This window comes from Micromonospora sp. NPDC050784, assembly GCF_044456765.1.
Taxonomy (GTDB): domain Bacteria; phylum Actinomycetota; class Actinomycetes; order Mycobacteriales; family Micromonosporaceae; genus Micromonospora; species Micromonospora foliorum.
In genome coordinates this window covers 112063-136873 of record NZ_JBITGG010000006.1, presented here as the reverse complement: position 1 = coordinate 136873, position 24811 = coordinate 112063, and the positions used below count along the sequence as shown (strand labels likewise).

The window sequence follows — 24811 nt, the reverse complement described above, 5'->3', positions numbered from 1 at the left end:
TCGCGCACCTCGGGCGCGGCGGGTCGGGCCCGGGGCCGTACTCTTCTCGGTTGGCCCGCGCGGTTCCCGCCGCCTGCCGGCGACCTCTGAAGGAGCGTGCGTTGACCGACCAGACCGGCCTGGAGCAGGAGATCGCCGTCGAGCAACGACACCTCGACCGGGTGTACGCCCGACTGGCCGAGCTGCGGCAGTCGGCCGTCCGCGCCGAGCGCGACGGCTACCGGATGGCGCGGGTGGGTACGCACGGTGCTCTGGTCGAGCGCGACGCGCTGGTCTTCCACGCGGCGCAGCGGCGGCACACCCTGGACGCCGAGCACGAGGGGTTGGTCTTCGGCCGGCTGGACCTGCGCGACCGCCAGGTGCTGCACGTCGGGCGACTCGGGATCCGCGACGAGAACGCCGTCACGCTGGTCGTCGACTGGCGCGCGCCGGCCGCCGCCGCCTTCTACCAGGCCACCCCGGCACAGCCGCTGGACGTGGTGCGGCGGCGCACGATCCAGTCCCGCGCCGAGCGGGTCACCCGGATCGAGGACGACCTGCTGGACCCGACCGCCGCCCCGGAGGGGATGACTGTCGTCGGTGACGGCGCGTTGCTGGCCACCCTGTCCAAGGCCACCGGCCGGGGCATGCGCGACATCGTGGCGACCATCCAGCGGGAGCAGGACGAGGCGATCCGCTCTCCCGGTTCCGGGGTGACGATCGTCGCGGGCGGTCCGGGCACCGGCAAGACCGCGGTCGCCCTGCACCGGGCCGCGTTCCTGTTGTACTCCGACCGCAGCCGCTACGCGGGCGGCGGCATCCTGGTGGTCGGCCCGTCGTCGGTCTTCGTCGAGTACATCGGCTCGGTGCTGCCGTCGCTCGGTGAGGACACCGCGACCCTGCACTCGCTGGGCACCCTCTTCCCGGGAATGACCGCCACCCGCCCCGACCCGCCCGAGGTGGCGGCGGTGAAGGGCTCGCTGCGGATGCGCCGGGTGCTGGAGCGGGCGGCCCGCGACGCGGTGCCGGGCGGCCCGGGTGAGCTACGGCTGCTCTACCGGGGCACCCTGCTGCGGCTGGACCGGGCCGCGCTGGATCGGATCCGGGACCGCGCGCTGCAACGCGGCGCGCGGCGCAACGAGGTGCGCCGGGCCGGTTTCGACGGGGTGTTCGCCGCGCTCTGGGCGCAGGCCCGCGAGCTGAGCAGCGGTCGACTGCCGGAGCAGCCGGCCTTCGAGGCGGAGATCGCCGAGCGGCCGGAGTTCCGGGAGTTCCTCAAGGCGTGGTGGCCTCGGCTGCACCCCCGGCACGTGCTCGGTTGGCTGGCGCAGCCGGACCGGCTGCGCCGGTACGCCGGGGGAATCCTCTCCTCGGCGGAGATCCGGCTGCTCGACGCCGCGTACCGGAACCTGGACTCGGCCGGGCTGACCATCGCCGACGTGGCGCTGCTGGACGAGTTGGACGCGCTGCTCGGCAAGCCCGCGCAGCCGGCCAAGGCGCGACGCGACCCGTTCCAGCTCGCCGGTGGCGTCCGCGAGCTGAGCACCCTCGGCGAGCGGCAGCGGGCCGCCCGCGCGGCGGCCCGCGAGCGCCCGGAGGACTACCGGGAGTACGCGCACGTGGTGGTGGACGAGGCGCAGGACGTCTCGCCGATGCAGTGGCGGATGATCGGTCGCCGCGGCCGGCTGGCCTCCTGGACCGTGGTGGGCGACCCCGCGCAGACCGCGTGGACCGGCGATCCGGAGGAGCTGACCCGAGCCCGCGACCAGGCGCTGGGCCGGCGCAAGCGGCACGACTTCACGCTCACCACGAACTACCGCAACTCGGCGGAGGTCTTCGCGGTGGCGGCGGCGGAGATCCGTCGGCTCTACCCGGACCTGCCGCTGCCGACCGCCGTCCGCTCCACCGGGGTCGAGCCGGTCGAGCTGGTGGTGCCCGCGACGGGGTTGGAGACCGCGACCGTGGAGGCCGCCGCCGGCCTGCTGGCCGAGGTGGAGGGCACGGTCGGGGTGATCACGCCGGTCCCCCGCCGGGACGAGGTCGCCGGTTGGCTCGGCGCGCTCGGCGCGCCGAGGTTGCAGGTGGTGACCAGCCTGGAGGCCAAGGGCATGGAGTACGACGGGGTGGTGCTGGTCGCCCCGAGCGAGATCCGGGCGGATCCGGGCGCCGGGGTACGCACCCTGTACGTGGCGCTCTCCCGGGCCACCCAGCGGCTCACCACGATCGACCCGACCGGCTGACCTGCGCGGACCGCCGCCGGCGGAAGGCGCTGCCCGTACACTTGCATACATAGCGATGTGAGCATACATTTGACCGGGTCCCGACCAGCGGCGGAAGGTGGTTCTCGTGGGCGCAGGTCATGACCACCACCATGGGTCCGTCGCCAATGCCGCACACCAGCACCGGGGTCGCCTCTGGGCGGCATTCGGTCTGCTCGCCACCCTGATGGTGGTCGAGGCGGTGGCCGCCCTGCACACCGGCTCGCTCGCCCTGCTCTCCGACGCCGGGCACATGTTCACCGACGTGCTCGGCATCGGGATGGCGCTCGCCGCGATCACGGCGACCCGCCGGGCCACCGGCGACCCGCAGCGCACCTTCGGCCTCTACCGGCTCGAGGTGCTCGCCGCGCTGGCCAACGCCGTCCTGCTCTCCGGCGTCGCGATCTACGTCGTGATCGAGGCGATCCGCCGGTTCGGCGACCCGCACCAGGTCATCGCCGGTCCGATGCTCGCGGTGGCCGTGCTCGGCCTGCTCGCGAACATCGCCGCCTTCGCCCTGCTGCGCGCCGGGGCCCGGGAGAGCATCAACATCCAGGGCGCCTACCTGGAGGTGCTCGGCGACCTGCTCGGCTCGCTCGGCGTCATCGGTGCGGCGCTGCTCATCAGCGTCACCGACTGGTGGTGGGCGGACCCCCTGGTCGCGGTCGCCATCGGCGTGTTCATCCTGCCGCGCACCTGGAGGCTGGCCCGCGCCGCCATCCGCATCCTGGTGCAGGCCGCCCCGGAGCACCTCCAGGTGACCGCCGTGCACGACCGACTGGCCGCGGTCCCCGGTGTCGTCGAGGTGCACGACCTGCACGTCTGGACGCTCACCTCGGGCATGGAGGTGGCCTCCGCGCACCTGACCATGGCACCCGGCGCGGAGGTGGGCGCCGTGCTCACCGCGGCGCGTACGGCCCTGCACGACGACTTCCGCATCGAGCACGCGACGTTGCAGATCGAGCCCGGCGCCGCCTCCGGAGCGTGTGGCTCCATCGAGTGGTGACGGGCCTTTTCGGAGCATTGCTCGACTTTGTGGTAATTTTCCGTGCTGACGCACGCACCGTCCGTCACAATGGCTGCAGCCGCCCCACCGGCACCGGTAGGCTCGGTCCCGGCCTCCACCAGGCGGCGCCCTCCCGGCGCCGGTGGTGGTCGCCGCCTAATCGCCCAGCTGGGCGAACCGGGGAACCATGTTTCTGGGGTGCATCCGCGTCAGCGGTAGGGATCTTCCGTCCCGAACCCGTCAGCTAACCCGGTCGGCGGCTGACGGAAGGACATGCGCAGTGGCACCAGCACGACCACCCGCCGCCCGACTGGCGGCCCTGATCGTCGCGATGTTCGCCCTCGGCGTCGCGCTTCCGGCCGGCACCGCCTCGGCCGCTCCCCCGACCGGCCTGCGGGCCGCCGCACCCGACTCCGACGAGGAGGGCGGCACCCCGACGTTGCGCGCCCAACTCGAGGCGGCCAGCAAGGGCTACCTGGACGCGAAGCGCGCCCTGGACACCTCCGTACAACGGCAACGGCAGCTCGCCACCCAGCTGAAGACCATCGAGGTCGAGATCGACCAGCGCAGCGGCAAGGTCGGCGAGATTGCCGAAGTGGCGTACCGCACCGGCCGGCTCGGCGCGATGTCGGCGCTGCTCAACAGCAACACTCCCGAAGGCTTCATGGACCGGGCCGCCGCGCTCGACGCGGTGGCCGCCAACGAGGACAGGGTGCTGCGCGACCTGCTGAAGAGCAAGGACCAGGCCAACCGCACCCGGGTCGCCCTGGACGGCGAGATCAACGAACAACGCAAGCAGGTCGCGGTGATGGCCAAGCGCAAGGAACAGGCCGAACGGGCCCTGACCGTGGCCACCGCGCCCAAGCCGCAGACCACCGCCGACACCGGCTCCAACCGGGGCACCTCCAGCGCCAACGCGACAGCCGCGCCGCGCAACTCCGACGGCTCCTGGCCCTCCGAGTCGTGCAGCGTCAACGACCCCACGCCGGCCAGCGGCTGCATCACCCCACGTACCCTGCACGCCCTCAACCAGGCCAAGGCCGCGGGCTTCACCCGGTACGTCTCGTGCCACCGCCCCAGCGGCTCCGGTGAACACCCGAAGGGCCGGGCCTGCGATTTCGCGGCACAGAAGGGCGGCTTCGGTGGAGCCGCCACCGGTGGCGACAAGACCTACGGCAACAACCTGGCCGCGTACTTCATCCGCAACGCGGACCGGCTCGCCGTGCTCTACGTGATTTGGTACAAGCAGATCTGGCTGCCCAGCAGCGGGTGGAAGTCGTACAGCGGGGCGCACGGCACCCCGTCGACCGACCACACCAACCACGTACACCTGTCGGTCTACTGACCCACGGTCGTGATGCCTGTGAGTCATCGTGATGACTCACAGGCATCACGTGCGTCCGGGGCCGGGCTACGTCGCCGGGCGTACCCCTGATGTCGTCGCTCGTCGGACGACCCGGCCGGCGTCGGCGGGCAGCATCGCGGTATGCCTCGGATCCGACCCACTACCCGCAAGGCCCTGCTCGCCCTGCACCTCGTCACCTCGCTCGGCTGGCTCGGCACCGATCTGGTGCTGCTCACCCTCGGCATCGCGGTGCAGCGGGGCGCCGACCCGGCGGTGGTCTATCCGGTCACGGCCCTGGTCGGCACGGTGCTGTTCGCGCCGCTGAGCGTCCTGGTCTGGCTGATCGGAGTCGCCAGCTCGCTGCTCACCCCGTGGGGCCTGCTGCGCCACCGCTGGGTGATGGTCAAGCTCGTGCTCACCACGGTGATGGTCGGGCTGGTGCTGTTCCTGCTCCTGCCGAACCTGCGCCACGCCGGGGCGGTCGGCGCGGCCCTGCCCGCACGCGATCGCGCCGACCTCGTCATCGCGCCGGCGGTGTCGACCAGCCTGATGATCATCGCGACGGTGCTGTCCACCTACAAGCCGTGGGGCCGACGCCCCGCCGCCCGAACCACCCGCACGAACCGTGATCGCGCTGCAACCACGACCTAGGTGCCCGCCCTGCCCCGCGATCTTGCATTTGCTGTGCCGACATTTGGGGCATCTCACTGATACCGACAACCGAAACTGCAAGATCGGCGCGGTGGGGCCGCACGCCCTCGGGGCGGCGGGTCAGGTGGGCGGGGGGTTGCTGGTGCGGTCTAGGGCCGCGCCCAGCCGGGTGGCGAGGGCGAGGTGAGCGGCTCGGGCCTGGCGGAACGCGTAGCGGAACAGCGGCGTCGGCGCGGTCAGGGTGATCTCGACGTCGATGCGGACTAGGCCGTCCGCCTCGGCGCGCAGTCGGGTGTGGTTGCGCACGGTGGTGGCTGGCCACTGGCGGGCCACCATGACGATCTCGTCGGCCTCGCTGATCAGCACGTCCGCGTGGTAGGTCGTCCGGAAGCGTAGCGGGCCGGCCGCCAACCGGTCGTTGATCGTGTAGCTGGCCTGGGCGCCGGGCCGGGGCGGCACCCGGCGGACCCGGACGATCAGTGGGTGCAGCTCACCCTGCCGGGTCAGGTCGCTGAGCAGAGCCGCCGCCTCGGCGGGTGAGCACCGGGCCTGGACGGTGTAGCTGAAGGTATCGCTGCTGAGCACACCGTCTCCCGCCGTCGTTGGTCGCCCGATCGTCCCGTACCGATGTCTGGCTGGCAACGCCCGACGGCCCCCAGCGCCGCGCCCGGACCGGGTCGATGGCACGACCTGCCACTACCTGCGCCATTAAGGTCGGTTAGTACAAAATCTTCCGAAGGTGCCGGAGGGCGGCCAGCATGAACGGCGACGACCGATGAGTGGGCACGTGATGGTCTTCGCGCCCACTCCACAGCTGACGGTGACCGTGGAGCAGCCCAACGACCACCCTGAGCTGCACCTGCACCCCGGCGGGCAGGGCGTCTGGCAGGCCCGGATGGTGATCTCCCTCGGTGTCGACGTGGTGCTCTGCGCCGCCCTCGGCGGTGAGATCGGCCAGGTGCTGGAGCCGCTGCTGGTCAGCGAGGGCGTCGACCTCAAGGTGGTGGTCCGTGACTCCGGCAGCGGCGGGTACGTGCACGATCGCCGGGAGGGCTCCCGGCAGGAGATCGCCGACGTGCCCGGGCAGCCGCTGAGCCGGCACGAGATCGACGAGCTGTACAACCTCGCCCTCGGTGAGGGCCTACGGGCGCCGGTGAGCATCCTCAGTGGGCCGAACGAACCATGGCTCGTACCCGCCGACCTGTACCGACGCTTCGCCGCCGACCTCGGGGCCAACGGCGGACGGGTGGTCGTCGACCTCTCTGGCGACCACCTCGGTTCGGTGCTGGAGAGCGGGGTGTTCTTCCTCAAGGTGAGTCACGAGGAGTTGATCCGCGACGGCCGCGCCCGCAGCGACGACAGCGCGGAACTGACCCGGGCCATGTACGAGCTGCACGCGGGCGGCGCCGAGACGGTGGTGGTGAGCCGCGCCGACCAGCCGGCGTTGGCGCTCATCGACGGGGAGTTGTTCCAGGTCGAGATGCCCCGGTTGGAGGCCGCCGACCCGCGCGGGGCGGGCGACTCGATGACCGCCGGCGTGGCGGCCGTCGTGGCCAGGGGCGGGGACATCCGGACCGCCATCCGCACCGGCGCCGCCGCCGGTGCGCTGAACGTGACCCGGCACGGCCTGGGCACCGGGCGACTGGACTCGATCACCGGCCTGGTGGACCGGGTCCGGCTGGTGCCGGCGGACAGCCGGCAACAGGAGCGGACCACCCCGGACGAGCTGGCCGACCGGGTGGTCGAGCGATGACCCTGCGGGTGTTGATCACCAACGACGACGGAATCGCGGCACCGGGCATCCAGGCGCTGGCCTGGGCGGCCCGGCAGCGGGGCCTGGACGTGGTGGTCGCCGCGCCGATGGAGGAGGCGAGCGGCACCAGCGCCGCGATGAGCGCCATGGAGCGCGACGGGCGAGTGGTCGTGAACGACCACCCGCTGTCGGACCTGGCGGGGGTGCCGGCGTACGGGGTCGCCGGGTCCCCCGGCTTCATCACGCTGATCGCCCTGCACGGGGCGTTCGGCCCACCGCCGTCGGTGGTGCTCTCCGGTGTCAACCGGGGCGCCAACGCCGGCCGGGCGGTGCTGCACTCCGGGACCGTGGGCGCCGCGTTCACCGCCGCCACGAACGGCTGCCGGGCGATGGCGGTCTCCCTCGACGTGCTCTCGGCCGGTGCGGCGACGGCCGCGAGCGGTGGTGCCGCGGTGGACGCCGCCGCCCGGGTACGCGACGCCGAGCGGCACTGGGACACCGCCGCTCGGGTCGCCCTGGACCTGCTCCCCCGGTTGACCTCCGCGCCGCTGGAGAGCGTGCTCAACGTGAACGCCCCGGACCTGCCGCACGGGCAGCTGCGCGGGGTACGGCGAGGCAGCCTGGCCAGCTTCGGTCAGGTGCAGATGACGGTGGCCGAATCCGGCCACGGGTACGTCCGTACCTCACTGGAGGAGCCGGGGCAGGCCGCACAGCCCGGCACGGACGTGGCGTTGCTGGCCGCCGGGTACGCGTCGGTGACGGCCATCCGAGCGGTCACCGAGGCGACCGACATCGACCTGACCGGCCTGGACGAGCAGCCCTGACGAGGAGGCCTGGCGCGCTCAGGCGCCGGGCAGCACCTCGGGGGTGGCGGCGCCGGCGAAGTAGGGCTCCGGGGCACCGAAGAGGCCGAGCAGGCCGGTCACCCAGAGCTGCCGGTGCACGAACCGGCTCGGTTCGGTGACCACCAGCTTGACGTCGCTGACCTCGGCTGTCTGGAAGCCGGCCACCATGGCGCTGATGCCGACGGAGTCGATGAAGGTGACCAGCCTCATGTTGAGTTCGATGCGCAGCGGGCGGCCCTTGGCCAGCACCTCCGCGATCGCTTCGCGCACCTCGTACGCTGTGTCGACGTCGATCTCGCCCCGCGGGGCGATCTCCACGACACCACCGGACAGAACCGACTTCACGATCGACAGGCTCACGCGAGCACCTCCACCCGCCCGTCCCCCGGGCGCCTCATCAGTACGCGGGCCGCGACCGAGAGTATTCCTCCGACGGCCTCGGTCGCCACCCCTCGGGATGAGCAATTCGCGGATCCGGACCCACAAAGCCGCCCATATCCGTACTTTTCAGTATCTGATTACTCAAGACTTTTTGTTATTTGACCCATCGGCGATCGGTCGTGACCGACGCGCCGCCGAACCAGGGTAGCGGTCCGGACCCGGGGCACCCGACAACCGGCCCATCACGTACGCCTGCCCCGTGTGCCCTCGGCGTGTCGCCCACAGCCGGCCGGTGCGGATCGCGCCCATGGTTGCCGACGCGCCCTAGCATCGGCCGGGAGACACCACCGCGACGGAGAGGATCTTCGATGATCAAGCGACTTGCCGGCCTGGCCGGCGTCGGCGTCCTGCTCGCCCTTGTCTTGGCCTGCGGTTTCGGCGGCGGAGACGACGATGACGATGACGACGACGACTTCGCCCGGGGCGTCGCCGTGTCGGCGGTGCGCTGAGTTGGTGGCGCGTCGAGTTCTGGCGTGCCGAGCTGCCGGTGCTCCGCGGTGGTCGGGGTTTGCGTTCGGCTGACGCGGGGCACTGCGGGGTAGGCGACACCGTGACGCGCTGGAAAGACGCCGAAGTCCGAAGTGGCCGGCGGCTTCGGCACCCGAGGAGGTAACCACGATGTTCGGAACCAACCTGCTGGACCGCCGCAGCAAGCCGGAGCGGATCGCGGACCAGGCCTGGGAGCACCTGCTCTCGGCCGTCAGCTATGCCGGAGACAGCGTGCGGGACACCGCCCGCTCGGCCCGCCAGAACAGCAGCGACCTCGCCGACGGGGCGGGTGACCTGGTGGGATCCGCCGCCGAGGAGGCGCGACGCCGCGCCTCGCTGGCCTTCGACGCGCTCGCCGGCCGCCAGCCGGCACTGCCGTGGACGCTCCTGATCGGCGCCGCGCTCGTCGGCGCGGCGGTCGGCTGGGCCGTCGGCTCCGCCGCGCGGGCCGCTGGCAGCCGCGACGACCGTGCCGTCGACGACGTGGAGTTCGTCGACGTCGACCGCCCCAACTCCCCCGCCATCTGAACGACAGCACCGCCACGGGCTCCGCTCGACCCAGGTCGGGCGGGGCCCGCCTTCGCACGTCCGCCGTCCGCCCGCGTCGATCATGCAGTTGTGGTGGTGGACGAGTGTGGCGGTAACGAGCATTTCTCCCACCACGACTCCATGATCAGCGAGGGTGGGTAGGCGCGTGGGTGGGTGGGCCGGTCCGCCGGGTGCCGGACCCCTCAGGCGGCCCGGCGGACCGGTGTACAGGTGGTGATCCGGGTCCCGGTTCCGCTCGGGATGAACCCCGGGGGACGGGGTCGATCGCCTGGCCGACGCCGTGGCCCGGGGGACGAGCACGACGACGGGAACGGACGGAACTGCCCCGGCTCCACCACCCGACGCGACGGCTCCCGCGATCGAGGAACGCGATTACCGTAACCGAAATCCGCTCGCTTTGGAAGCGCTCCCATCATCGATGTTCGTCCTATGTCCGCGCCCGTGCCGCGCTGGTCCGGCCACGCCGTCACCCGTTCCGGGCGAGGGCGGCTCACCCCCAGCGGCGGCAGGATCGCAGCAGGGCGGACCTCCGGCCGCAGCCACCACCCCGGTCCGCCACGGAACAGCGGAGGAGGGACAGATGGCCATCGCGGAGATCAACCGCACCGACCAGGACATCCAGTCCGCCGTGCTCGACGAGCTGACCTGGGAACCGCGGGTGCAGCCGCACGAGATCGGCGTGACCGTCGCCGAGGGCGTCGTCACCCTGACCGGCCGGGTGGACAGCTACGCCAAGAAGTGGGCCGCCGAACGGGCCGCACACCGGGTCACCTCGGTTCGGGCGGTCGCCAACGACGTGGCGGTGCAGCTCACCAACGGCACCGAGCGCGCCGACAGCGACCTGGCCGCCGCGGCCAGCCACGGGCTGGAGTGGGACGCGTTCGTACCCATCGAGAAGCTCCAGGTCACCGTCTCGGCCGGCTGGGTGACGCTGCACGGTGACGTCGAGTGGGAGTACCAGCGCCGAGCCGCCGAACGCGCGGTCGCCCGGCTGACCGGCGTACGCGGGGTGAGCAACGGCATCACCGTCCGACCTGCCACCGCGCCGGACGGCCGCAACCTGGCCGACCGGATCGTCGACGCCCTCGCCCGGGCCGGAGCGACCGAGGCCGAACGGATCAGCGTCCGGGTGCACGGCGACACCGCGATACTCGCCGGCTTGGTGCACTCGATGCCCGAACGGGCCGAGGTCGAGCAGGTGGCCTGGTCCGCGCCGGGCATCCGGGAGGTGCAGAACGACATCGCGGTCGCACCGGTGCTGCGCTGAGCGGGCGCGGGCGCCCGCTCGGTGGGCGTTGAACAGGCGCGGAACCACCCGGGGTGGGTGAGGCCACCTCACCCACCCCGGGAGCAGGCTGGTGGCATGAGTGATCCGAACGGGCTGATCCAACCGGGGCGCGCCGCGCCCGGTTTCACCCTGCCGGCCACCCCGGACGGGGCTCTGCTGGGGCCTGAGCAGTTCCGTGGCACGCCGGTCGTGCTCGCCTTCTACCCCGCCGACTGGAGCCCGGTCTGCGGTGACCAGATGTCGCTCTACCAGTCGGCGGCACCCGTCTTCGCCCAGTACCAGGCGGTGGTGCTCGGCCTGTCGGTCGACGGCATCTGGTCCCACCGGGCGTTCGCGGAGAGCCGCGGCATCGAGTTCCCGCTGCTGGCCGACTTCGAGCCGAAGGGCGAGGTGGCGCGCCGCTACGGTGCGTACATGTCGAACGGTGAGGCGGCCCGGGCGCTGGTGGTGCTGGACCCGGCGGGGAATGTGGCCTGGAGCTACCTGTCGCCGCCCGACGTCAACCCCGGCGCCGACGGCATCTTCGACGCGCTGGACCAACTCGCCGCCGATCGGAAGGTGATGGCCGGATGAGCACGCCACTGCAGGTCACCGCCCGGCTTCGGGACCCGGTGACCACCGACGACCACATCCGGGGGCCGGCCGACGCGGCGGTGACGATCGTCGAGTACGGCGACTTCCAGTGCCAGTTCTGCGGTGCCGCGTACCCGAACCTGCACGAGTTGCTGCGGCAGCGGGCCGACACCGTCCGGCTGGTCTACCGCTACTTCCCGATCGCCAACGTGCACCCGTACGCCGAACGCGCCGCCGAGACGGCCGAGGCCGCCGGGGTTCGGGGCCGGTTCTGGGAGATGCACGACTGGCTCTACGAGCATCAGGACCAGCTCGACCCGGTGCACCTCTCGCTCGGTGTCGAGCAGGTCGGGTTGCCGCCGGACGAGTTGAACGCCGAGGTGGAGAACCGTGCGCACGCGGACCGGGTGCGCCGGGACTTCGTGGGGGGCATCCGCAGTGGGGTGAACGGCACCCCCACCCTGTTCGTCAACGGCGTTCGGCACGACGGCGGGTACGACCTGCCCGACCTGCTGACGGCCGCGGACGCCGCCGCCAACGCCTGACCCGCTCAGATCAGCCGCAACTCGCGCGCCCGCCGGACCGCTTCACGCCGGCGGGTGGCGTCGAGTTTGCGGTAGATGTTGCGGACGTGGGTCTTCACCGTGTTGACCGAGAGGGACAACTCGCTGGCGATCTCCACGTTGGACAGGATGCTCTGCAGGTAGCGCAGGATGGTCAGCTCCCGCTCGGTGAGCGGCTCGTCGAGGGCGCCTCGCGGGGTGGCGGCGGGCCCCGGGGTGCTCTGCCCCGCGCCCCGTACCAGGTCACTGACCAGCGCGAAGTGCGCGGTGCCCGCGTCCAGGTGTGCGGCCAGCAGGTCCCGCACGGGTGGCTCGGCCCGGGTGAACACCCTTCGGCAGCCCTGCGGGCCGGCCAGGTCGAGCGCCTGTTCCAGGATTCGACCCGCGCGACGCCCGTCCCCGGCGCGCTCGGCCAGCACCGCGTCCAGCAGACCGGCGTCCAGACGTACCGGTAGCGGCCAGGCCGTGGCCGCCGGCGCCTGCCAGTCCGGCAGGGTCCGCTCGGCGGCGGCGGGGTCGCCGGCCAGCAGCCGCACCTTCGCCAACGTCACCGCGAGCACCGGGTCGGCACCCTCGTCGGCGGCGCCGGCCAGCAGGTCACGGACGGAGTCCAGGTCGCCCCGCGCGGCACGCAGGTCGGCTTCGGCGGCCCGCAGCAGACCGGTCAGTTCGGCGGCGGCGGGCCGGCCGGCCAGCGCCTCCCGGGCCCGGACGAGCAGCCGCTGGCCGGCCGCCGGGTCGCCGGAGTCGCGGTGCAGCTGCGCCCGGCACAGCGCGGCCACCGCCGCCGCCACCGGTTCGTCGGGGGCAGCGGCCAGCCGGTCGTCGCCCATCTCGGGGTTGCCGGCCCAGCCGCCCGCCACGTCGAGCGCCGGAAGGGCGAGGGCGAGGTTCGCCGTGGCCTCCTCGGGCTGGTCCCGCAGCAGCGCCACCACGGCGAGGGCCAGGTACGCGTAGCCGCAGTCGAGCCGACAGGACCAGCCCCGGCTGGGTGGCATGCCGAGCGCGTCCCGGGCCGCCTGCTCGGCCGCCCGCAGCTCGCCACGCACCGCGAGCAGCAGCGCGGCGCGGCTGGTGCCGACCAGCTCGGTACGCGGTCGGCCGGCCTCCCGAGCCGCCGCTCGGGCCCGGACGAACCGGGCCGTGGGCAGCGCACCGTCGGCCAACTCGACCAACCCGAGCGCGGTGCCGGTGAACGCCCGCAGGTCCAGGTCGTCGGCCGCGCCGCCACCGCCGGCCGTCGGAGCGGAACCGGCCACCCCGGTCGGCACACCGGCCACCCCGGTCGGCACCCGGGTCGGCGTGGCTCCCGCCGGGCGGGTGCGCAACAGGCGAGCGGCGGCGGCCCGGGCCTCGGCACGGTCGTCGGCGAGGCGGGCCACGGTCAGCTCCAGCGCGGTGACCAACCGCAGGAACCGGTCCCGGCGCGGCACCGGTAGGCCCGCGGCGTGTTCGGCGGCGGCCCGCAGGTGACCGGTGGCGGCCGGCAGGTCACCGGCGTACGCGCGCTCGGCGGCGCAGGCCAACGCCACCTCCGGGTCGGCGCGGATCACCTCCGCTGGCGGTGGCGATGGTGCTGGGGCGTGCACCGGGTCCCGGTCGTAGCGGGCCAGCTCGGGCCAGTGCGCGACGAACAGGTCACCGGCCAGGTCCCAGCGGCCGGCGGCCAGGGCGTGCCGCAGACCGTCGGCGGGCCGGCCTTCACCCGCGTACCAGTCGGCGGCCCGGACGTGCAGCTCGCGCAGTTCGTCGGCGGGCAACCGGGCCAGGTCGGCGCGGAGCAGGTCGGCGAGGAGCGGCTCGCACCGGTACCAGGGCGGCCGGGTGTCCTCCCGGTGCAGCAGACCACCGGCCCCGGCCAGGTCGGCGAGCGCCTGCCCGGCGTCGGTACGACCGGTCAGGGCTTCGGCCAGGTCGGCGCAGACGGTGTCGACGAGGGCGGTCCGGCGCAGCAGGTCCTCCTGGGCCGGGTCGAGCGTCGCGAGCACCTCCTCGTGCAGGTAGCCGGCGATCTCCGGTTGGTCTCCGCCGAACTGCCCCACCCAGCGCTCCGGGTCGGGCTGTCCGCTTACCGCCAGGGCCGCGATGCGCAGCGCGGCCGGCCAGCCGCCGGTGCGCTCACGCAACCGCCGCACGGCGGTCGCCGGCAGCGCGGCGGCGTGGGCGGTGAGCAGGTCGGCCACCTCGTCGTCGGTGAACGCCAGCTCGTCCGGGCCGATCTCGGTCAGCTCGCCGGCGAGGCGGAGCCGGTGCAGTGGCAGGTGCAGTCCGGCCCGCGCGCCGATCACCAGACGGAGTCGCCGCCCGGCATGGCGCAGCAGGAACTCCAGGCCGGTCAACGCCGCCGGGTCGGCGACCCGGTGCAGGTCGTCCAGGATCAGCAGCACCGGCCGGTCGGCGGCGGCGAGCGTGGCGGCCAGCGCCTCCAGCTGGTCGGGGCGCGGCGGCCGGTCGGGCAACGGGCCGCCCTCCGCCGACCCGGTGGCCGTCCCCAACGCCGCGGCGAGGTACGCCCAGAGCCGGTCCCCGTCGTCGCCGGCCTCCACCGACATCCACGCCGAGATCGGGTCGTCGGCGGACGAAACCGACAGGTCACCGGAGTCGGGCACGACCGCGCCCGGCTCGACGTCGGGCGGAGCGCCGCCCAGCCGTACCCAGGAGGCGAGCAGGGTGGTCTTGCCCCAGCCGGCGGGGGCGGCCACCAGGGTGACCGGTCCCGCGCTGCCCTCGTCCAACCGGCGCAGCAGGCGGGACCGGGCCACCACCGGCTCCGGCGGCACGGCCGGCGTCAGCCGGGACGCCAACAGCCGTGGCCCCGGTGCCCCTACCTGTACGCGATTCTGTTCCGGCACCCAGCCCCACCCCCACCACGCGCTCCGCCCCCGGTCGGCGAGCGGTTACCCGGCGCGGGCCGGTTCACCCCTTCCGGGCGAGCGCGCTTCACCCGACCCGGACCGACGATCGGGGGACGTGGACCGGGAGGACGGGTGGTACCGATGGGACGGCTGGCGCGGGCGGGACCCGCCCTCGGCGGCGCGGCGCGGGCCGGGGCGGCACGGTTGCTGCGCGTACCCCGTCGGGGTGGCCGGCCCGGCGCGGACGGCGACCCCGCCGCGCCGGCCCGGTGGGAGGTGGTGACCGTCGACCGGCCGCCGGAGCAGGTGCTTCCCGACGGCCGCTGGCCGGAGCCGCTGCGCCGCCTGGACGGGGCGGTCGAGGTGCGGGTGCGGCCGGCGCCCGGCGACCGGGGCACCGAACTGGCCGCCCGGCCGCGGGCCGGCGTCACCCCGCCCACCGGGCTGGCCGCGCACCTAGTCGGTGACGACCCGGGTCTGCTGGTCCGCCGGACACTGCGCCAGATCAAGCAACGGGTGGAGGCCGGTGAGGTGCTCCGCGCGGACCGCTCCGCGCTGGACCGCCCCGAGGCCCACGGGTGAGGGCGCTGTGCTGGGAGGCCGCCGGCGAGCTCGGGGTACGCGAGGTGCCCGACCCGGAGCTGCGCAACGAACGTGACGTCATCGTCCGGGTCCGGCGCAGCGCCACCTGCGGAGGTGACCTGCCGCTGCTGGCCGGCCGGCACCCGCTGCTGCGGGCCGGCGACGTGCTCGGCGCGGAGTTCCTGGGCGAGGTGGTCGAGGTCGGCCCCGGGGTCCGCCGACACCGCACCGGCGATCGGGTGGTCGTCGGCGCGAGCGTGGCCTGCGGCGGCTGCTGGTACTGCCGCCGGGGCCTGCACTCCTGCTGCGACAACGCCCATGCCGACCTGGCCAGCGTCGATCCCGACTGGGCCCGCTCGGACACTGGCTGCTTCGGCCGGCCCAGGGCGGCGGGCGGCTTCGCGGGCGGCCACGCCGAGTACGTGCGGGTGCCCTACGCCGACGTGAGCGCCTTCCGGGTGCCGGACGCCGTCGACGACGACCGGGCGGTGTTCGCCGCGGACGTGGCGCCAACCGCTTGGCTCGCCACCGAGTTGGGTGCGGTGCGCCCCGGCGACGTGGTGGCGATCTGGGGCGCCGGGGCGGTGGGCCAGTTGACCGCCCGGGCGGCGGTGCTGCGCGGCGCCGCCCGGGTGCTGGTCGTGGACCGGCACGAGGAGCGGTTGCGGATGGCCGAGCGGCACTCCGGCGCCGAACCGCTCGACTACCGCCGCACCGACGTCGCCGCCGAGCTGCGCGACCGCAGCGGTGGGCGCGGGCCGGACGTGTGTGTGGTGGCGGTCGGCCCGCCGCCGGCCCGGTCGATCGCCGACCGGTTCGGTGGCCAGCACGCCGACCGACCGGACGCGCTGCGGGAGGCCGTGCACGCGTGTCGCAAGAGCGGCGTGGTGGTGGTGCTCGGCGGGACGGGCGGGTTCGTCGACGCGTTCCCGCTGGGTGCGCTGACCGAACGGCGGCTCACGCTGCGCGGCGCTGGCCGGCCGGATCTGCGGGACGTGCCGATGCTGCTGGACCGGATGGCCCGCGACGAGCTGCGGACGGAACACCTGGCCACCCACCGACTGCCGTTGGCGCGGGGCCCCGAGGGGTACGCGCTGTTCCGGGACCGGGCCGACGGCTGCGTGCGCGCCGTGTTCACGCCCTGACCGCCTCCTCGTGATCGCTGATCGGCGACCACGAATGGCAGACTCCGAGGATGACTGGCGAGCGAACGTACGACGTGGTGTTGTTCGGGGCGACCGGGTTCACCGGCGGCCTGACCGCCGAATACCTGGCCCGACACGCGCCGGCCGGGCTGCGCTGGGCGCTGGCCGGGCGCAACCCGCAGCGCCTCGCCGCCGTACGGGATCGGCTCGCCGCCATCGACCCGGGCCTGGCCGACCTGCCGCTGCTCACCGCCGACGTGACCGACGCCGACTCCCTACGGGCGGTGGCGGAGAGCGCCCGGGTGGTGGCCAGCACCGTCGGCCCGTACATCCACCACGGGGAGCCGCTGGTCGCGGCCTGCGCCCGGGCCGGCACCGACTACCTGGACATCACCGGCGAGCCGGAGTTCGTCGACCTGATGTACGTGCGTCACCACGCCGAGGCGACACGCACCGGCGCGCGGCTGGTGCACGCCTGCGGCTTCGACTCCATCCCGCACGACCTGGGCGCCTGGTTCACCGTCAAGCAGCTGCCCGCCGACGTCCCGATCACCGTGGACGGGTACGTGCGCGCCGGCGGCCGGTTCTCCGCCGGCACCTACCACTCGGCGCTCACCGCGTTCTCCCGCACCGGGCAGGCCAGCCGGGCCGCGCGGGAACGTCGGGCGGTCGAGCCGCGCCCCACCGACCGGCGGGTCCGGGCGGTGCCCGGCCGGCTCGCCCGCTCGGCGGAGCTGGGCATCTGGACCGTGCCACTACCGACCATCGACCCGCAGGTGGTCCGTCGCTCGGCCGCGGCCCGTCCCGAGTACGGCCCAGACTTCCGTTACCGGCACTTCGCCGCGGTGAAGCGGCTGCCCACCGTGCTGGCCGGCGCGGCCGGGCTCGGCGCGCTGATCGGGCTGGTGAAGCTGCCGCCCAGCCGGCGCTGGCTGCTCGGCCGGCTCGCGTCCGGGCAGGGGCCCACCGCCCAGCAGCGGGCGTCGTCCTGGTTCCGGGTCCGGTTCGTCGGCACCGGCGGCGGGCAGCGGGTGGTCACCGAGGTCGCCGGCGGTGACCCCGGCTACGACGAGACGGCGAAGATGCTCGCCGAGTCGGCGCTGTGCCTGGCGCTCGACGAGCTGCCGCCGACCGCCGGCCAGCTGACCCCGGTCGCCGCGATGGGTGACGCGCTGCTCGACCGGCTCGTCCGGGCCGGCCTCACCTTCCGGGTGCTCGAGCCCTCGGCTTGACCCTCAACCGGGTCGAGGGGGCAGGATGCCCAGCGTGAGCGACCTGCACAGCATCGGCGAGCTGGCCCGGGCCAGCGGCCTGACCGTCAGCGCCCTGCGCTTCTACGACTCGGCAAGGGTGCTGGAGCCGACCCTGGTCGACCCGGTGACCGGCTACCGCTGGTACACCGAGGAGCAGATCGCCCCGGCCCGGCTGGTGGCCGGGCTGCGCCGGATCGGCATGCCGGTGCCGGAGATCGCCGCCGCGGTACGCGCCGAGCCCGCCGTGGTGCACCAGCTGCTCGACGCGCACCTGCGCCGGCTCGCCGACGGGCTCAGCGACGCCCGCCGCGAGGTCGACCGGCTCCGAGCCCTGGTGGACCCGGCCCCGCCGGCCGCCACCACGCTCCTGGTCTCTCCCGCCGCCCTGGCCGCCGCGCTCGACGCGGTGCGCTTCGCCGTCGGCGTCGACCCGGAGCTGCCGATGCTCGCCGGCGTGCTGTTCGACGTGGAGCCCGACGGGGTCCGGCTCGTCGCCACCGACCGGTACCGGCTCGCGCTGGCACGGGCCGGGGCCGACGTCGATGGAACGCCGGTGCGGGTGTTCGTGCCGGTGGCCCTCGTCGACCAGCTCCGGCCCCTGCTCGACACCGCCGACACCTGGCCGGTCCGGGTGACCGTGGCGGGCGCGGACCTGCGGGTGCGGGTGGCCGACCGCACGCTGACCGGCACCGCCCTGCCGTACGACTTCCCGGACTACCACCGGCTGCTGCGTAAGGCCGTCGGCGAGCGGCCGACCGCGCGGCGGATCCCGGTGGACGTGGCCACGCTGCGCGCCGCGCTGGCCGACCCGGCGGCCCCCACTGTCGCCCGCGACCACGACGGCACGACCCGGGCGGTCACCGTGCTCGGCGTCGACGACCAGGGCGGGCTGCGGCTGCTCCCCGCCGCCGACCTGGGCACCGACGCGCTGCGGGTCGGGGTGGACGGTGGTTACCTGTTGGACGCGCTGAACGCGGCCGGCGCGCCGCAACTGGTGCTGGAGCTGGACGGGCCGATTGCCCCGCTGGCCGTACGCCGACCGGACGACGCGGACACCTACTCGGTGCTCATGCCGATCCGGCTCTGAGCCGGCGGCCAGCACTCCCCGTCCCGGGACGAAAAGCCCGCGACGGTAGCATCTGGTGGTTCACCTGTGAACCCCGGACGGAGGCGTACGGAGCAGCATGCTCGACATGGAGTTGATCCGGAAGGATCGCGAGGCGGTGGCGACCGCGCTGGCGAAGCGTCTGGATCCCGCCGAGGTCACCCGAGCGCTGGACGAGATCCAGCGGCTCGACCAGGAACGCCGCGCCCTGATCACGGAGATCGACGCCGAGCGGCAGCGCCGCAAGGCCGAGGCCCGGGCGTACGCGCAGGCGAAGCGGGCCGGCGAGGAGCCGCAGGCCGCCGCTCCGGAGGCGGAGCGTAAGCAGCTCGCCGACCTGGAGTCCCAGCTGGACGAGGTGCAGTCCCGGCTGCGCGACGCGATGAGTGAGCTGCCCAACCTGCCCAGCGACGACGTCGTGGCCGGCGGCAAGGAAGCCAACCGGGTCGTGAAGACCTTCGGTGAGCCGCCGGTGATCGAGAAGGTCCGCGACCACGTGGAGCTGAGCCGCGCGCTGGGCCTGGTCGACTACGAGCGCGGCGTCAAGCTCGGTGGGTCCGGTTTCTGGATCTACACCGGGGTCGGCGCCCGGCTGGAGTGGGCGCTGCTCAACTACTTCGTCGACCACCACATCAAGGCCGGCTACGAGTTCCTGCTCCCGCCGCACCTGCTGCTCGATTCGGCCGGCTTCGCCGCCGGGCAGTTCCCCAAGTTCTACGACGACGTCTACCACCTGGACTCGGCGTCCGCGCCGCGCGGCCAGTTCCTGCTGCCCACGTCGGAGACGGCGATCCTCGGCGCGTACCAGGACGAGATCCTGGAGACTCCGAAGCTGCCGCTGAAGGCGTTCGCGTACACCCCGTGCTACCGGCGCGAGTCGGCCGGTTCGCACTCGGACGAGCGCGGCACGGTGCGCGGGCACCAGTTCAACAAGGTGGAGATCTTCCAGTTCACCCTGCCGGAGCAGGCCGACGCGGCGCTGGAGGAGATGCTCGCCCACGCCGAGAGCCTGGTCGAGGGGCTGGGTCTGCACTACCAGCGCACGCTGCTCTCGGCCGGTGACGCCAGCGCCTCGATGAAGAAGACCCTCGACATCGAGGTGTGGATGCCGAGCACTGGCAAGTACAAGGAGGTGTCGTCGGTCTCCTGGGCCGGCGACTACCAGGCTCGTCGGGCGGCCATCCGGTACCGCGAGCCGGGCGGTAAGCAGACGCGCTTCGTGCACACCCTCAACGGGTCGGCGCTCGCCACCAGCCGCCTCTTCCCGGCCATCCTGGAGCAGTACCAGCAGGCCGACGGCAGCGTCCTGATCCCCAAGGTCCTCCAGGACCGCCTAGGCACCGACCGCCTAACCCCCCGCTAGCTCGGACCCTCCTCCCCCCGTCGATCTTGCAGTTTCGGTCCCCGTAATGCGGGGTTCCGCGGCTTTCGTCGCGACAGAAACTGCAAGATCGCGGGGGCGGCGGGAGCGTCTCGTTAGGGCTGCGGTCAGTAGGAGGGCCGCCAGGGCGGCCAGCAGCAGGGCCGGGCCGATGGTGTCTAGGGCATTGGCCACTGTGTGTTGTAGCAGGGACGCCGCTCGGATGACCGGGTCGTGCAGGGCGTCGCGGCGGTTGGCGGCTAGCCGCAGCTCGTACCAGCCGTACCAGGCGACGTAGCCGCCGGCGAGAAGCAGCACCAGACCACTGAGGCGGGGCACCAGCGCCCCGGCGACGCGCAGCCGGGCCACCAGGCCGTCGCGCAGCAGCGCCACCCCGAGCGCGGCGACCGCGACCACCAGACCCATCCCGAGGGCGTACGCGCCGAACAGCGCCAACCCCGCACCGGTCGAGCCGGCCTGGAGGCTGGTCACCACGATGGCCAGGAACGGCGCGATGGCGCAGCCGAGCGACGCCAGCGCGTACGCCGCGCCGAACAGCGCCATCGACGGCCAGGACCGGGTGAGCCGGGGCGCCCGGGCGGACCAGCCGGGGGCGGGCAGCCGCCGGCCGGCGAGCAACCAGCAGCCGGCCACCACCAGCAGCACGCCGAGCGCCACGGTCAGCCACGGCAGCCGGGGCCGCAGCCAGCCGGCCAGCGGCGCGAGCGCCAGGCCGAACGCGCCGAACACCAGCACGTACCCCAGGGTCAGCCCGGCCGCCGCGGTGAGCGCGCGGCCGACCGCGCCGCGGGTGTCCGACCCGGCGACCAACAGCGAGAGGTACGCGGGCAGCAACGCGAAGCCGCACGGGTTGACCGCGCCGAGCATGCCGGCGGTCAGCGCGAGCAGCAGTGCGGCGGTCACGCCCCGGCCAGTGCGGCGACCTTGGCGCTGAGCGCCTCACCGTCCAGAAAGCCCTGGTGGACGACCGTGCCGTTCCGGTCGATGATCACGAAGATGCTCTGCTCGGTCACCTTGAACCGCTTCCAGAGCGCGCCCTTGCTGTCCTCGATCTGCGGCGTCGCGCCGAGGTCGAACTCGGTGACGAACTCCTTCATGGCCTTCCGCTCGCCCAGCCCGGCGACACCGACGATCGGCACGGTGTCCCGGTACCGGGGTGCGATCTCGGCCACCGTCCAGGCCTGGCTGGCGCAGGTGGCGCACCACGGCGCCCAGAACCACAGCACCACCGGTTTGCCGGCGAGCTGTGCCGCGTCGAACGCGGCCCCGCCGAGGGTGGTCCCGGTGAAGCGCAGCACGTCCGGGACCTGCGCTGCGGGCGGGGCACCGGTCGGCGTGCCGGTCGGGGTGCCGGTCGGGGTGGGCGGGGCGCCGGTCGAGGCCGGGGCCGATCCGGCGGTGGGCCCACCCGGCGCGGTGCCGGTACAGGCGGCAACGCCGAGCAGGGCCACCACGAGCGCCCCGGCGGTGGCGACACGGCGCACCTGCCCGGCCCCTGTCCACGCCATGCCGATCCGCATCCTTCTCCGTTCCGGTCCGGAAGGGACCCTTGCTGGGCCTGAGGCTTCGCTATTCGGCCTTGGCGAGTCGGAGAGCCAGCTCCGGGCAGACCTTGACCGCCTTCAGCGCGCCCTCCCGCAGCCAGGTCGGCACGGGGGTGGCCGGGAAGGCGGGATATCCGTTCGCGTCGAGCCGGATGAAGTCCGGTACGACGTGCGCACACAGGCCGTGCCCGTCGCAGCGCGACCAGTCCAGGGTGAGCTTTTGCGGGTTCGGGTCGGGTGCGCCCGGCAGCCCCATCACGCCCTTGACCCGTCGGCCACAGCCGTCACCGGTGCTGTGCAGCCGCAGGTCCTCGGTGAAGACCTCGATCGCGGAGAGTGCGAACCGGGCGGTGCCGTCCGGGTGGCTGCACGCGCCCCGGCCCTTCACCTCGCCGGCGGCGGCGCGCACCACGTCCGCCGGTTGGCTGCCGGCGACGGCCAGGTCCACCGCGCGGGCCAGGTCCGGCAGGCCCATCTTGCACGGTCCGCACTGGCCGGCGGACTCGCCGGCCAGGTAGCGCACCACCTGGGCGGCCTCACCGAGCGGGCAGGTGTCGACACCGAGCGGGATGATGATGCCCGCGCCGAGGGTGCCGCCGACCGCGGCCAGCCCCTTGCGGGACACCTCGGCCTTCTCCGCCGCCTCCGGGGTGATCCACTTGCCGTGGTAGCCGCCCATCAGGATGCCCTGGACGTCCGGCACCTCGCACAGGTCGAGGACGTCGCGCAGCGGCATGCCGGCGGTGCACTCCACCACCGCCGGTCGGCCCGCCGCGCCGGTCACGGTGAGCAGCACGGTGCCCGGCTCGTCGTCGGTGCCGAGCGCCGCGTACTCGTACGGGCCCAGTCGGGCGCCGATGGCGAGCTGGGCGTACGTCTCGGCGTTGGACAGCAGGGTGGGCAGGCCGCTGACCCCGGAGTCGCTGGAGCGCTTCTTGGTGCCCGGCGGGATGTGCGGCAGCCCGTTGATCCCGTTGACCAGTGCGCCGCCCTCGCCCGAGATGAACCGGTGCGGCACGGTGACGATCGTCGTCTGCACCGGCATCCGACGCTCTTCGAGCGCATCCATCAGCGAGTCCCGGCCGACCCCGTCGTCCGCCACGCCGATCACGATCTCGTCGGCGTCCAGCGCGTACGCGGCCAGCGCCGCGCCGTCCAGGATCAGGTGCGGGGCGCGGGTCAGCAGCACCTTGTCCTTCCAGCTGGCCGGCTCCCCCTCGGTGGCGTTGACCACCACCACGGCGGCGAGGTCCTGCCGTTCGCAGGACTCCAGCACCGCGCGCAGTTTGCGGGCGAACGGGAAACCCGCTCCGCCCTTGCCCTTGAGCTGCATGCCCTCGGCGAGCTGGAGTAGTTGCGCCGGCTCCATCGGGCCGATCGGCCCGTGCACCTCCTCGTGCGCGAGCAGGTCGAGCCGGCCGTACTCGGCGAAGCCGGCGGTGAGCCGGGGTTCGCCCACACAGGCGACCGGTGGCACGGCGGTTCGCATCACTTCGCCTCACCCCGCAGCCCAGCCCAGTACGCCCCGTCCACCGCGTCCGCGCTGGCCTTGCGGCGCTTGGACCGACCTTCGCCGGCTGCCCGTCGTGCACGGCGGGACGCCAGGTCGACAAGGGTCGGGGTGTCGTCGACGGGCGGCGCCACCTCGTCCGGCACGTACCGGGCCGGCGGACGCCAGTAGTCCGGCTCCTCGGGCAGGTCGTCGTCGGCGCTGTGCCGGCCGCTGCCGCTGCGCGGCGCCGACGAGATCGGGCTGCTGGAGACCGGGCCGGCCGAGATCGGCTCGACGGAGATGGGGCCGGCGGAGATGGGGTCGTCGGCCTGCCAGCGGCGTGGACTGTCCCACGGCTCCTCGGGCTCGGCGAGGGTCGGCTGCGGCGGCGCCGAGTAACGGCTGCCGTCGTCCTCGCTGCGGGACCGGCGGCGGGACCGCTCAGCGGTGACCTCGTCGGCGCGTCGCCGGCCGGTCGGTACGTCCTCGTCCCGGGTGCGGGAGGCGCGCCGGCGGGTCACCGGCTCCAACTCCTCCTCGTCGCGTCGGAACGTGCCGGTGTCCTCCACGCTGCGGCGGGCCGATCGGCTGGTCGTGGTCTCCTCGGTCCGCCGGCTGCGCGAGGACCGTTCGGTGTCGCGGCGGGCGGCCGGCTCCTCGTCACGCCGTCGTCGGCTGGGCCGGGTCGGCTCGACGAGGGAACCGGGCTCGGGCACCACCGGGACGGTGAACCGTTCGGGGTCACGTCGCGCGGCCGGTGCGGCCCAGGTGGCGGTGGTGGTCTCCGCCCAGGCGGGACGCTTGTCGGCGGCCTTGCTGCGCCGACCCAACCCGGCCAGCAGCGATCGTGCGGTCTTCGCCTCCTCGGCACGGCCTGCCATCACCGCGTTGCGCACCGCGGCCTGGTGCTGCTCGCGGCTGCGCCGACCGATGGTGACCGAGAACCGGACCAGCAGGGCCAGCACCACCAGCAGGATGCAGCCGAGGTAGCTGAACATCACCCAGGGCGCCGCGGCCCGGCCGGCGTTGAGGCCGTGAAAGACAGCGAACGGCCAGGCCAGGTACGCGGTGGAGTGCAGCGTGCGCCACAGCCACTTCGGACCGACGCCGGCGAAGCGGGCCCGGATGATGCCGGTCCAGATCACGCTGACCATCAGCAGTGCGGCCACCGTGCCGAGCCCGACGTAGAGCCCTCGGCCACCGACGAACGGCACCAGCGCGTCGGTCGCCGCCGCCCGTCCGGTGGCGACCTTGGTGAGGACGTGGAAGCCGAGCCCGGCCACGCCCAACACGCCGGTGGCCCGGTGCGCCGACTGCATCAGCACCCGGTGCGAGATGCGCAGCACCAGCCGGTCGGTGGCGAGCAGGCCGAGCATCACGGTGAGGCTCAACGCCACCAGGGAGATCACCCCGGCGAAGAACTCGGTGAAGAAGAAGCCATACGCGTACGCCGTCTGACCGGCGCCGGTCAGCATGATCGCCGCCCAGAGCGCGGCGAGCACCGACGCGATCAGCAGGGCGCCCGCCGACCGGGACGGGGTGCGCACCCCCCGACTGCTGGCGCTGGTCCGGACGGTCGCCGCCTTCTTGTCCTGCTGTGCCCGGGCCATCTGCTCCTCGATCGTCTCGCGGCGGCGTACCACCGGCCGACCCCTGCTCCCCCATCCAGTACGGACCGGCGGGGCGCGCGGATCACCCGCTGACGGAAATTTCT

23 protein-coding genes and 1 riboswitch are annotated in these 24811 nt (G+C 73.8%); of the genes, 16 read left to right on the top strand and 7 right to left on the bottom strand.

Features of this window, described 5'->3' with window-relative positions:
• Positions 1 to 101 precede the first annotated feature (101 nt).
• From ACIBD9_RS10450 to ACIBD9_RS10435, 4 genes are all read left to right on the top strand, one after another.
• Entirely contained in the window at positions 102 to 2219 is a 2118-nt protein-coding gene (locus ACIBD9_RS10450; protein ID WP_396716400.1) for a HelD family protein, read from the top strand.
• A gap of 106 nt (positions 2220 to 2325) precedes the next feature.
• Complete coding sequence (locus ACIBD9_RS10445) at positions 2326 to 3243, top strand: cation diffusion facilitator family transporter (RefSeq protein ID WP_396716398.1); 918 nt, start codon at positions 2326 to 2328, stop codon at positions 3241 to 3243.
• Positions 3244 to 3386: 143 nt separating this feature from the next.
• Positions 3387 to 3518, top strand: a riboswitch (cyclic di-AMP (ydaO/yuaA leader).
• Positions 3519 to 3523: 5 nt separating this feature from the next.
• Positions 3524 to 4588, top strand: a complete 1065-nt coding sequence (locus ACIBD9_RS10440; protein WP_396716396.1) for a coiled-coil domain-containing protein — start codon at positions 3524 to 3526, stop codon at positions 4586 to 4588.
• A gap of 141 nt (positions 4589 to 4729) precedes the next feature.
• On the top strand, positions 4730 to 5239 hold the full coding sequence (locus tag ACIBD9_RS10435; RefSeq protein ID WP_396716394.1) for a hypothetical protein: 510 nt from the start codon (positions 4730 to 4732) through the stop codon (positions 5237 to 5239).
• 120 nt (positions 5240 to 5359) lie between these two features.
• On the opposite strand, the gene ACIBD9_RS10430 is transcribed toward ACIBD9_RS10435, so the two are convergent.
• Positions 5360 to 5824, bottom strand: coding sequence for an SRPBCC family protein (locus tag ACIBD9_RS10430; RefSeq protein WP_396716392.1), 465 nt, complete (start codon positions 5822 to 5824; stop codon positions 5360 to 5362).
• A gap of 190 nt (positions 5825 to 6014) precedes the next feature.
• On the opposite strand from ACIBD9_RS10430, the gene ACIBD9_RS10425 reads away from it, so the two are divergent.
• Positions 6015 to 6992: a PfkB family carbohydrate kinase gene (locus ACIBD9_RS10425; RefSeq protein WP_396716390.1), complete on the top strand. Its 978-nt coding sequence runs from the start codon at positions 6015 to 6017 to the stop codon at positions 6990 to 6992.
• The gene (gene surE, locus ACIBD9_RS10420; protein ID WP_396716388.1) at positions 6989 to 7816 is read left to right on the top strand and encodes a 5'/3'-nucleotidase SurE; all 828 of its coding nucleotides are present in this window, start codon (positions 6989 to 6991) and stop codon (positions 7814 to 7816) included. The genes ACIBD9_RS10425 and surE overlap by 4 nt, the downstream gene beginning before the upstream one ends.
• Before the next feature lie 18 nt (positions 7817 to 7834).
• On the opposite strand, the gene ACIBD9_RS10415 is transcribed toward surE, so the two are convergent.
• Positions 7835 to 8197: an STAS domain-containing protein gene (locus ACIBD9_RS10415; protein WP_030330302.1), complete on the bottom strand. Its 363-nt coding sequence runs from the start codon at positions 8195 to 8197 to the stop codon at positions 7835 to 7837.
• A 389-nt stretch (positions 8198 to 8586) separates the two neighbouring features.
• Here ACIBD9_RS10415 and ACIBD9_RS10410 point away from each other — a divergent pair, with 389 nt between their 5' ends.
• The 5 genes from ACIBD9_RS10410 (at position 8587) to ACIBD9_RS10390 (ending at position 11722) form a co-directional block, all read left to right on the top strand.
• A complete protein-coding gene (locus ACIBD9_RS10410) occupies positions 8587 to 8727 on the top strand; it encodes a hypothetical protein (protein ID WP_238670080.1) in 141 nt (46 codons plus the stop codon).
• Positions 8728 to 8896: 169 nt separating this feature from the next.
• Complete coding sequence (locus ACIBD9_RS10405; protein WP_091409235.1) at positions 8897 to 9295, top strand: hypothetical protein; 399 nt, start codon at positions 8897 to 8899, stop codon at positions 9293 to 9295.
• Between the two features lie 601 nt (positions 9296 to 9896).
• A complete protein-coding gene (locus ACIBD9_RS10400; protein WP_396716386.1) occupies positions 9897 to 10583 on the top strand; it encodes a BON domain-containing protein in 687 nt (228 codons plus the stop codon).
• Positions 10584 to 10679: 96 nt separating this feature from the next.
• Positions 10680 to 11177 (top strand): redoxin domain-containing protein, encoded by a 498-nt coding sequence (locus ACIBD9_RS10395; RefSeq protein ID WP_396716384.1) that lies wholly within the window; start codon positions 10680 to 10682, stop codon positions 11175 to 11177.
• Entirely contained in the window at positions 11174 to 11722 is a 549-nt protein-coding gene (locus tag ACIBD9_RS10390; RefSeq protein ID WP_124771723.1) for a DsbA family protein, read from the top strand. Before ACIBD9_RS10395 ends, ACIBD9_RS10390 begins: the two co-directional genes overlap by 4 nt.
• Before the next feature lie 5 nt (positions 11723 to 11727).
• Here the strand turns inward: ACIBD9_RS10390 and ACIBD9_RS10385 are convergent, their stop codons facing one another.
• Positions 11728 to 14592, bottom strand: a complete 2865-nt coding sequence (locus tag ACIBD9_RS10385) for a LuxR C-terminal-related transcriptional regulator (RefSeq protein WP_396716381.1) — start codon at positions 14590 to 14592, stop codon at positions 11728 to 11730.
• 144 nt (positions 14593 to 14736) lie between these two features.
• Between ACIBD9_RS10385 and ACIBD9_RS10380 the strand changes: the two genes are divergently transcribed.
• The 5 genes from ACIBD9_RS10380 to serS all read left to right on the top strand — a co-directional run bounded on the left by ACIBD9_RS10380 (position 14737) and on the right by serS (position 20043).
• A complete protein-coding gene (locus ACIBD9_RS10380) occupies positions 14737 to 15177 on the top strand; it encodes a hypothetical protein (RefSeq protein WP_396716380.1) in 441 nt (146 codons plus the stop codon).
• On the top strand, positions 15174 to 16322 hold the full coding sequence (locus ACIBD9_RS10375) for an alcohol dehydrogenase catalytic domain-containing protein (RefSeq protein ID WP_396716378.1): 1149 nt from the start codon (positions 15174 to 15176) through the stop codon (positions 16320 to 16322). The genes ACIBD9_RS10380 and ACIBD9_RS10375 overlap by 4 nt, the downstream gene beginning before the upstream one ends.
• Positions 16323 to 16372: 50 nt before the next feature.
• Entirely contained in the window at positions 16373 to 17554 is a 1182-nt protein-coding gene (locus tag ACIBD9_RS10370) for a saccharopine dehydrogenase family protein (protein WP_396716376.1), read from the top strand.
• A 25-nt stretch (positions 17555 to 17579) separates the two neighbouring features.
• On the top strand, positions 17580 to 18662 hold the full coding sequence (locus ACIBD9_RS10365; protein WP_396716374.1) for a MerR family transcriptional regulator: 1083 nt from the start codon (positions 17580 to 17582) through the stop codon (positions 18660 to 18662).
• Positions 18663 to 18759: 97 nt separating this feature from the next.
• On the top strand, positions 18760 to 20043 hold the full coding sequence (gene serS / locus ACIBD9_RS10360; RefSeq protein ID WP_396716372.1) for a serine--tRNA ligase: 1284 nt from the start codon (positions 18760 to 18762) through the stop codon (positions 20041 to 20043).
• Here the strand turns inward: serS and ACIBD9_RS10355 are convergent.
• From ACIBD9_RS10355 to ACIBD9_RS10340, 4 genes are all read right to left on the bottom strand, one after another.
• Positions 20029 to 20964: a cytochrome c biogenesis CcdA family protein gene (locus tag ACIBD9_RS10355; RefSeq protein WP_396716370.1), complete on the bottom strand. Its 936-nt coding sequence runs from the start codon at positions 20962 to 20964 to the stop codon at positions 20029 to 20031. The two genes, serS and ACIBD9_RS10355, sit on opposite strands and share 15 nt — an antisense overlap.
• Positions 20961 to 21569 carry a TlpA family protein disulfide reductase gene (locus tag ACIBD9_RS10350; RefSeq protein WP_396716368.1) on the bottom strand — a complete coding sequence of 203 codons (609 nt, stop codon included), beginning with the start codon at positions 21567 to 21569 and terminating at the stop codon, positions 20961 to 20963. Before ACIBD9_RS10350 ends, ACIBD9_RS10355 begins: the two co-directional genes overlap by 4 nt.
• Positions 21570 to 21630: 61 nt before the next feature.
• Positions 21631 to 23094: an NADH-ubiquinone oxidoreductase-F iron-sulfur binding region domain-containing protein gene (locus tag ACIBD9_RS10345; RefSeq protein ID WP_396716366.1), complete on the bottom strand. Its 1464-nt coding sequence runs from the start codon at positions 23092 to 23094 to the stop codon at positions 21631 to 21633.
• Entirely contained in the window at positions 23094 to 24740 is a 1647-nt protein-coding gene (locus ACIBD9_RS10340; RefSeq protein ID WP_396716364.1) for a hypothetical protein, read from the bottom strand. The genes ACIBD9_RS10345 and ACIBD9_RS10340 overlap by 1 nt, the downstream gene beginning before the upstream one ends.
• Between the last annotated feature and the right edge of the window lie 71 nt (positions 24741 to 24811).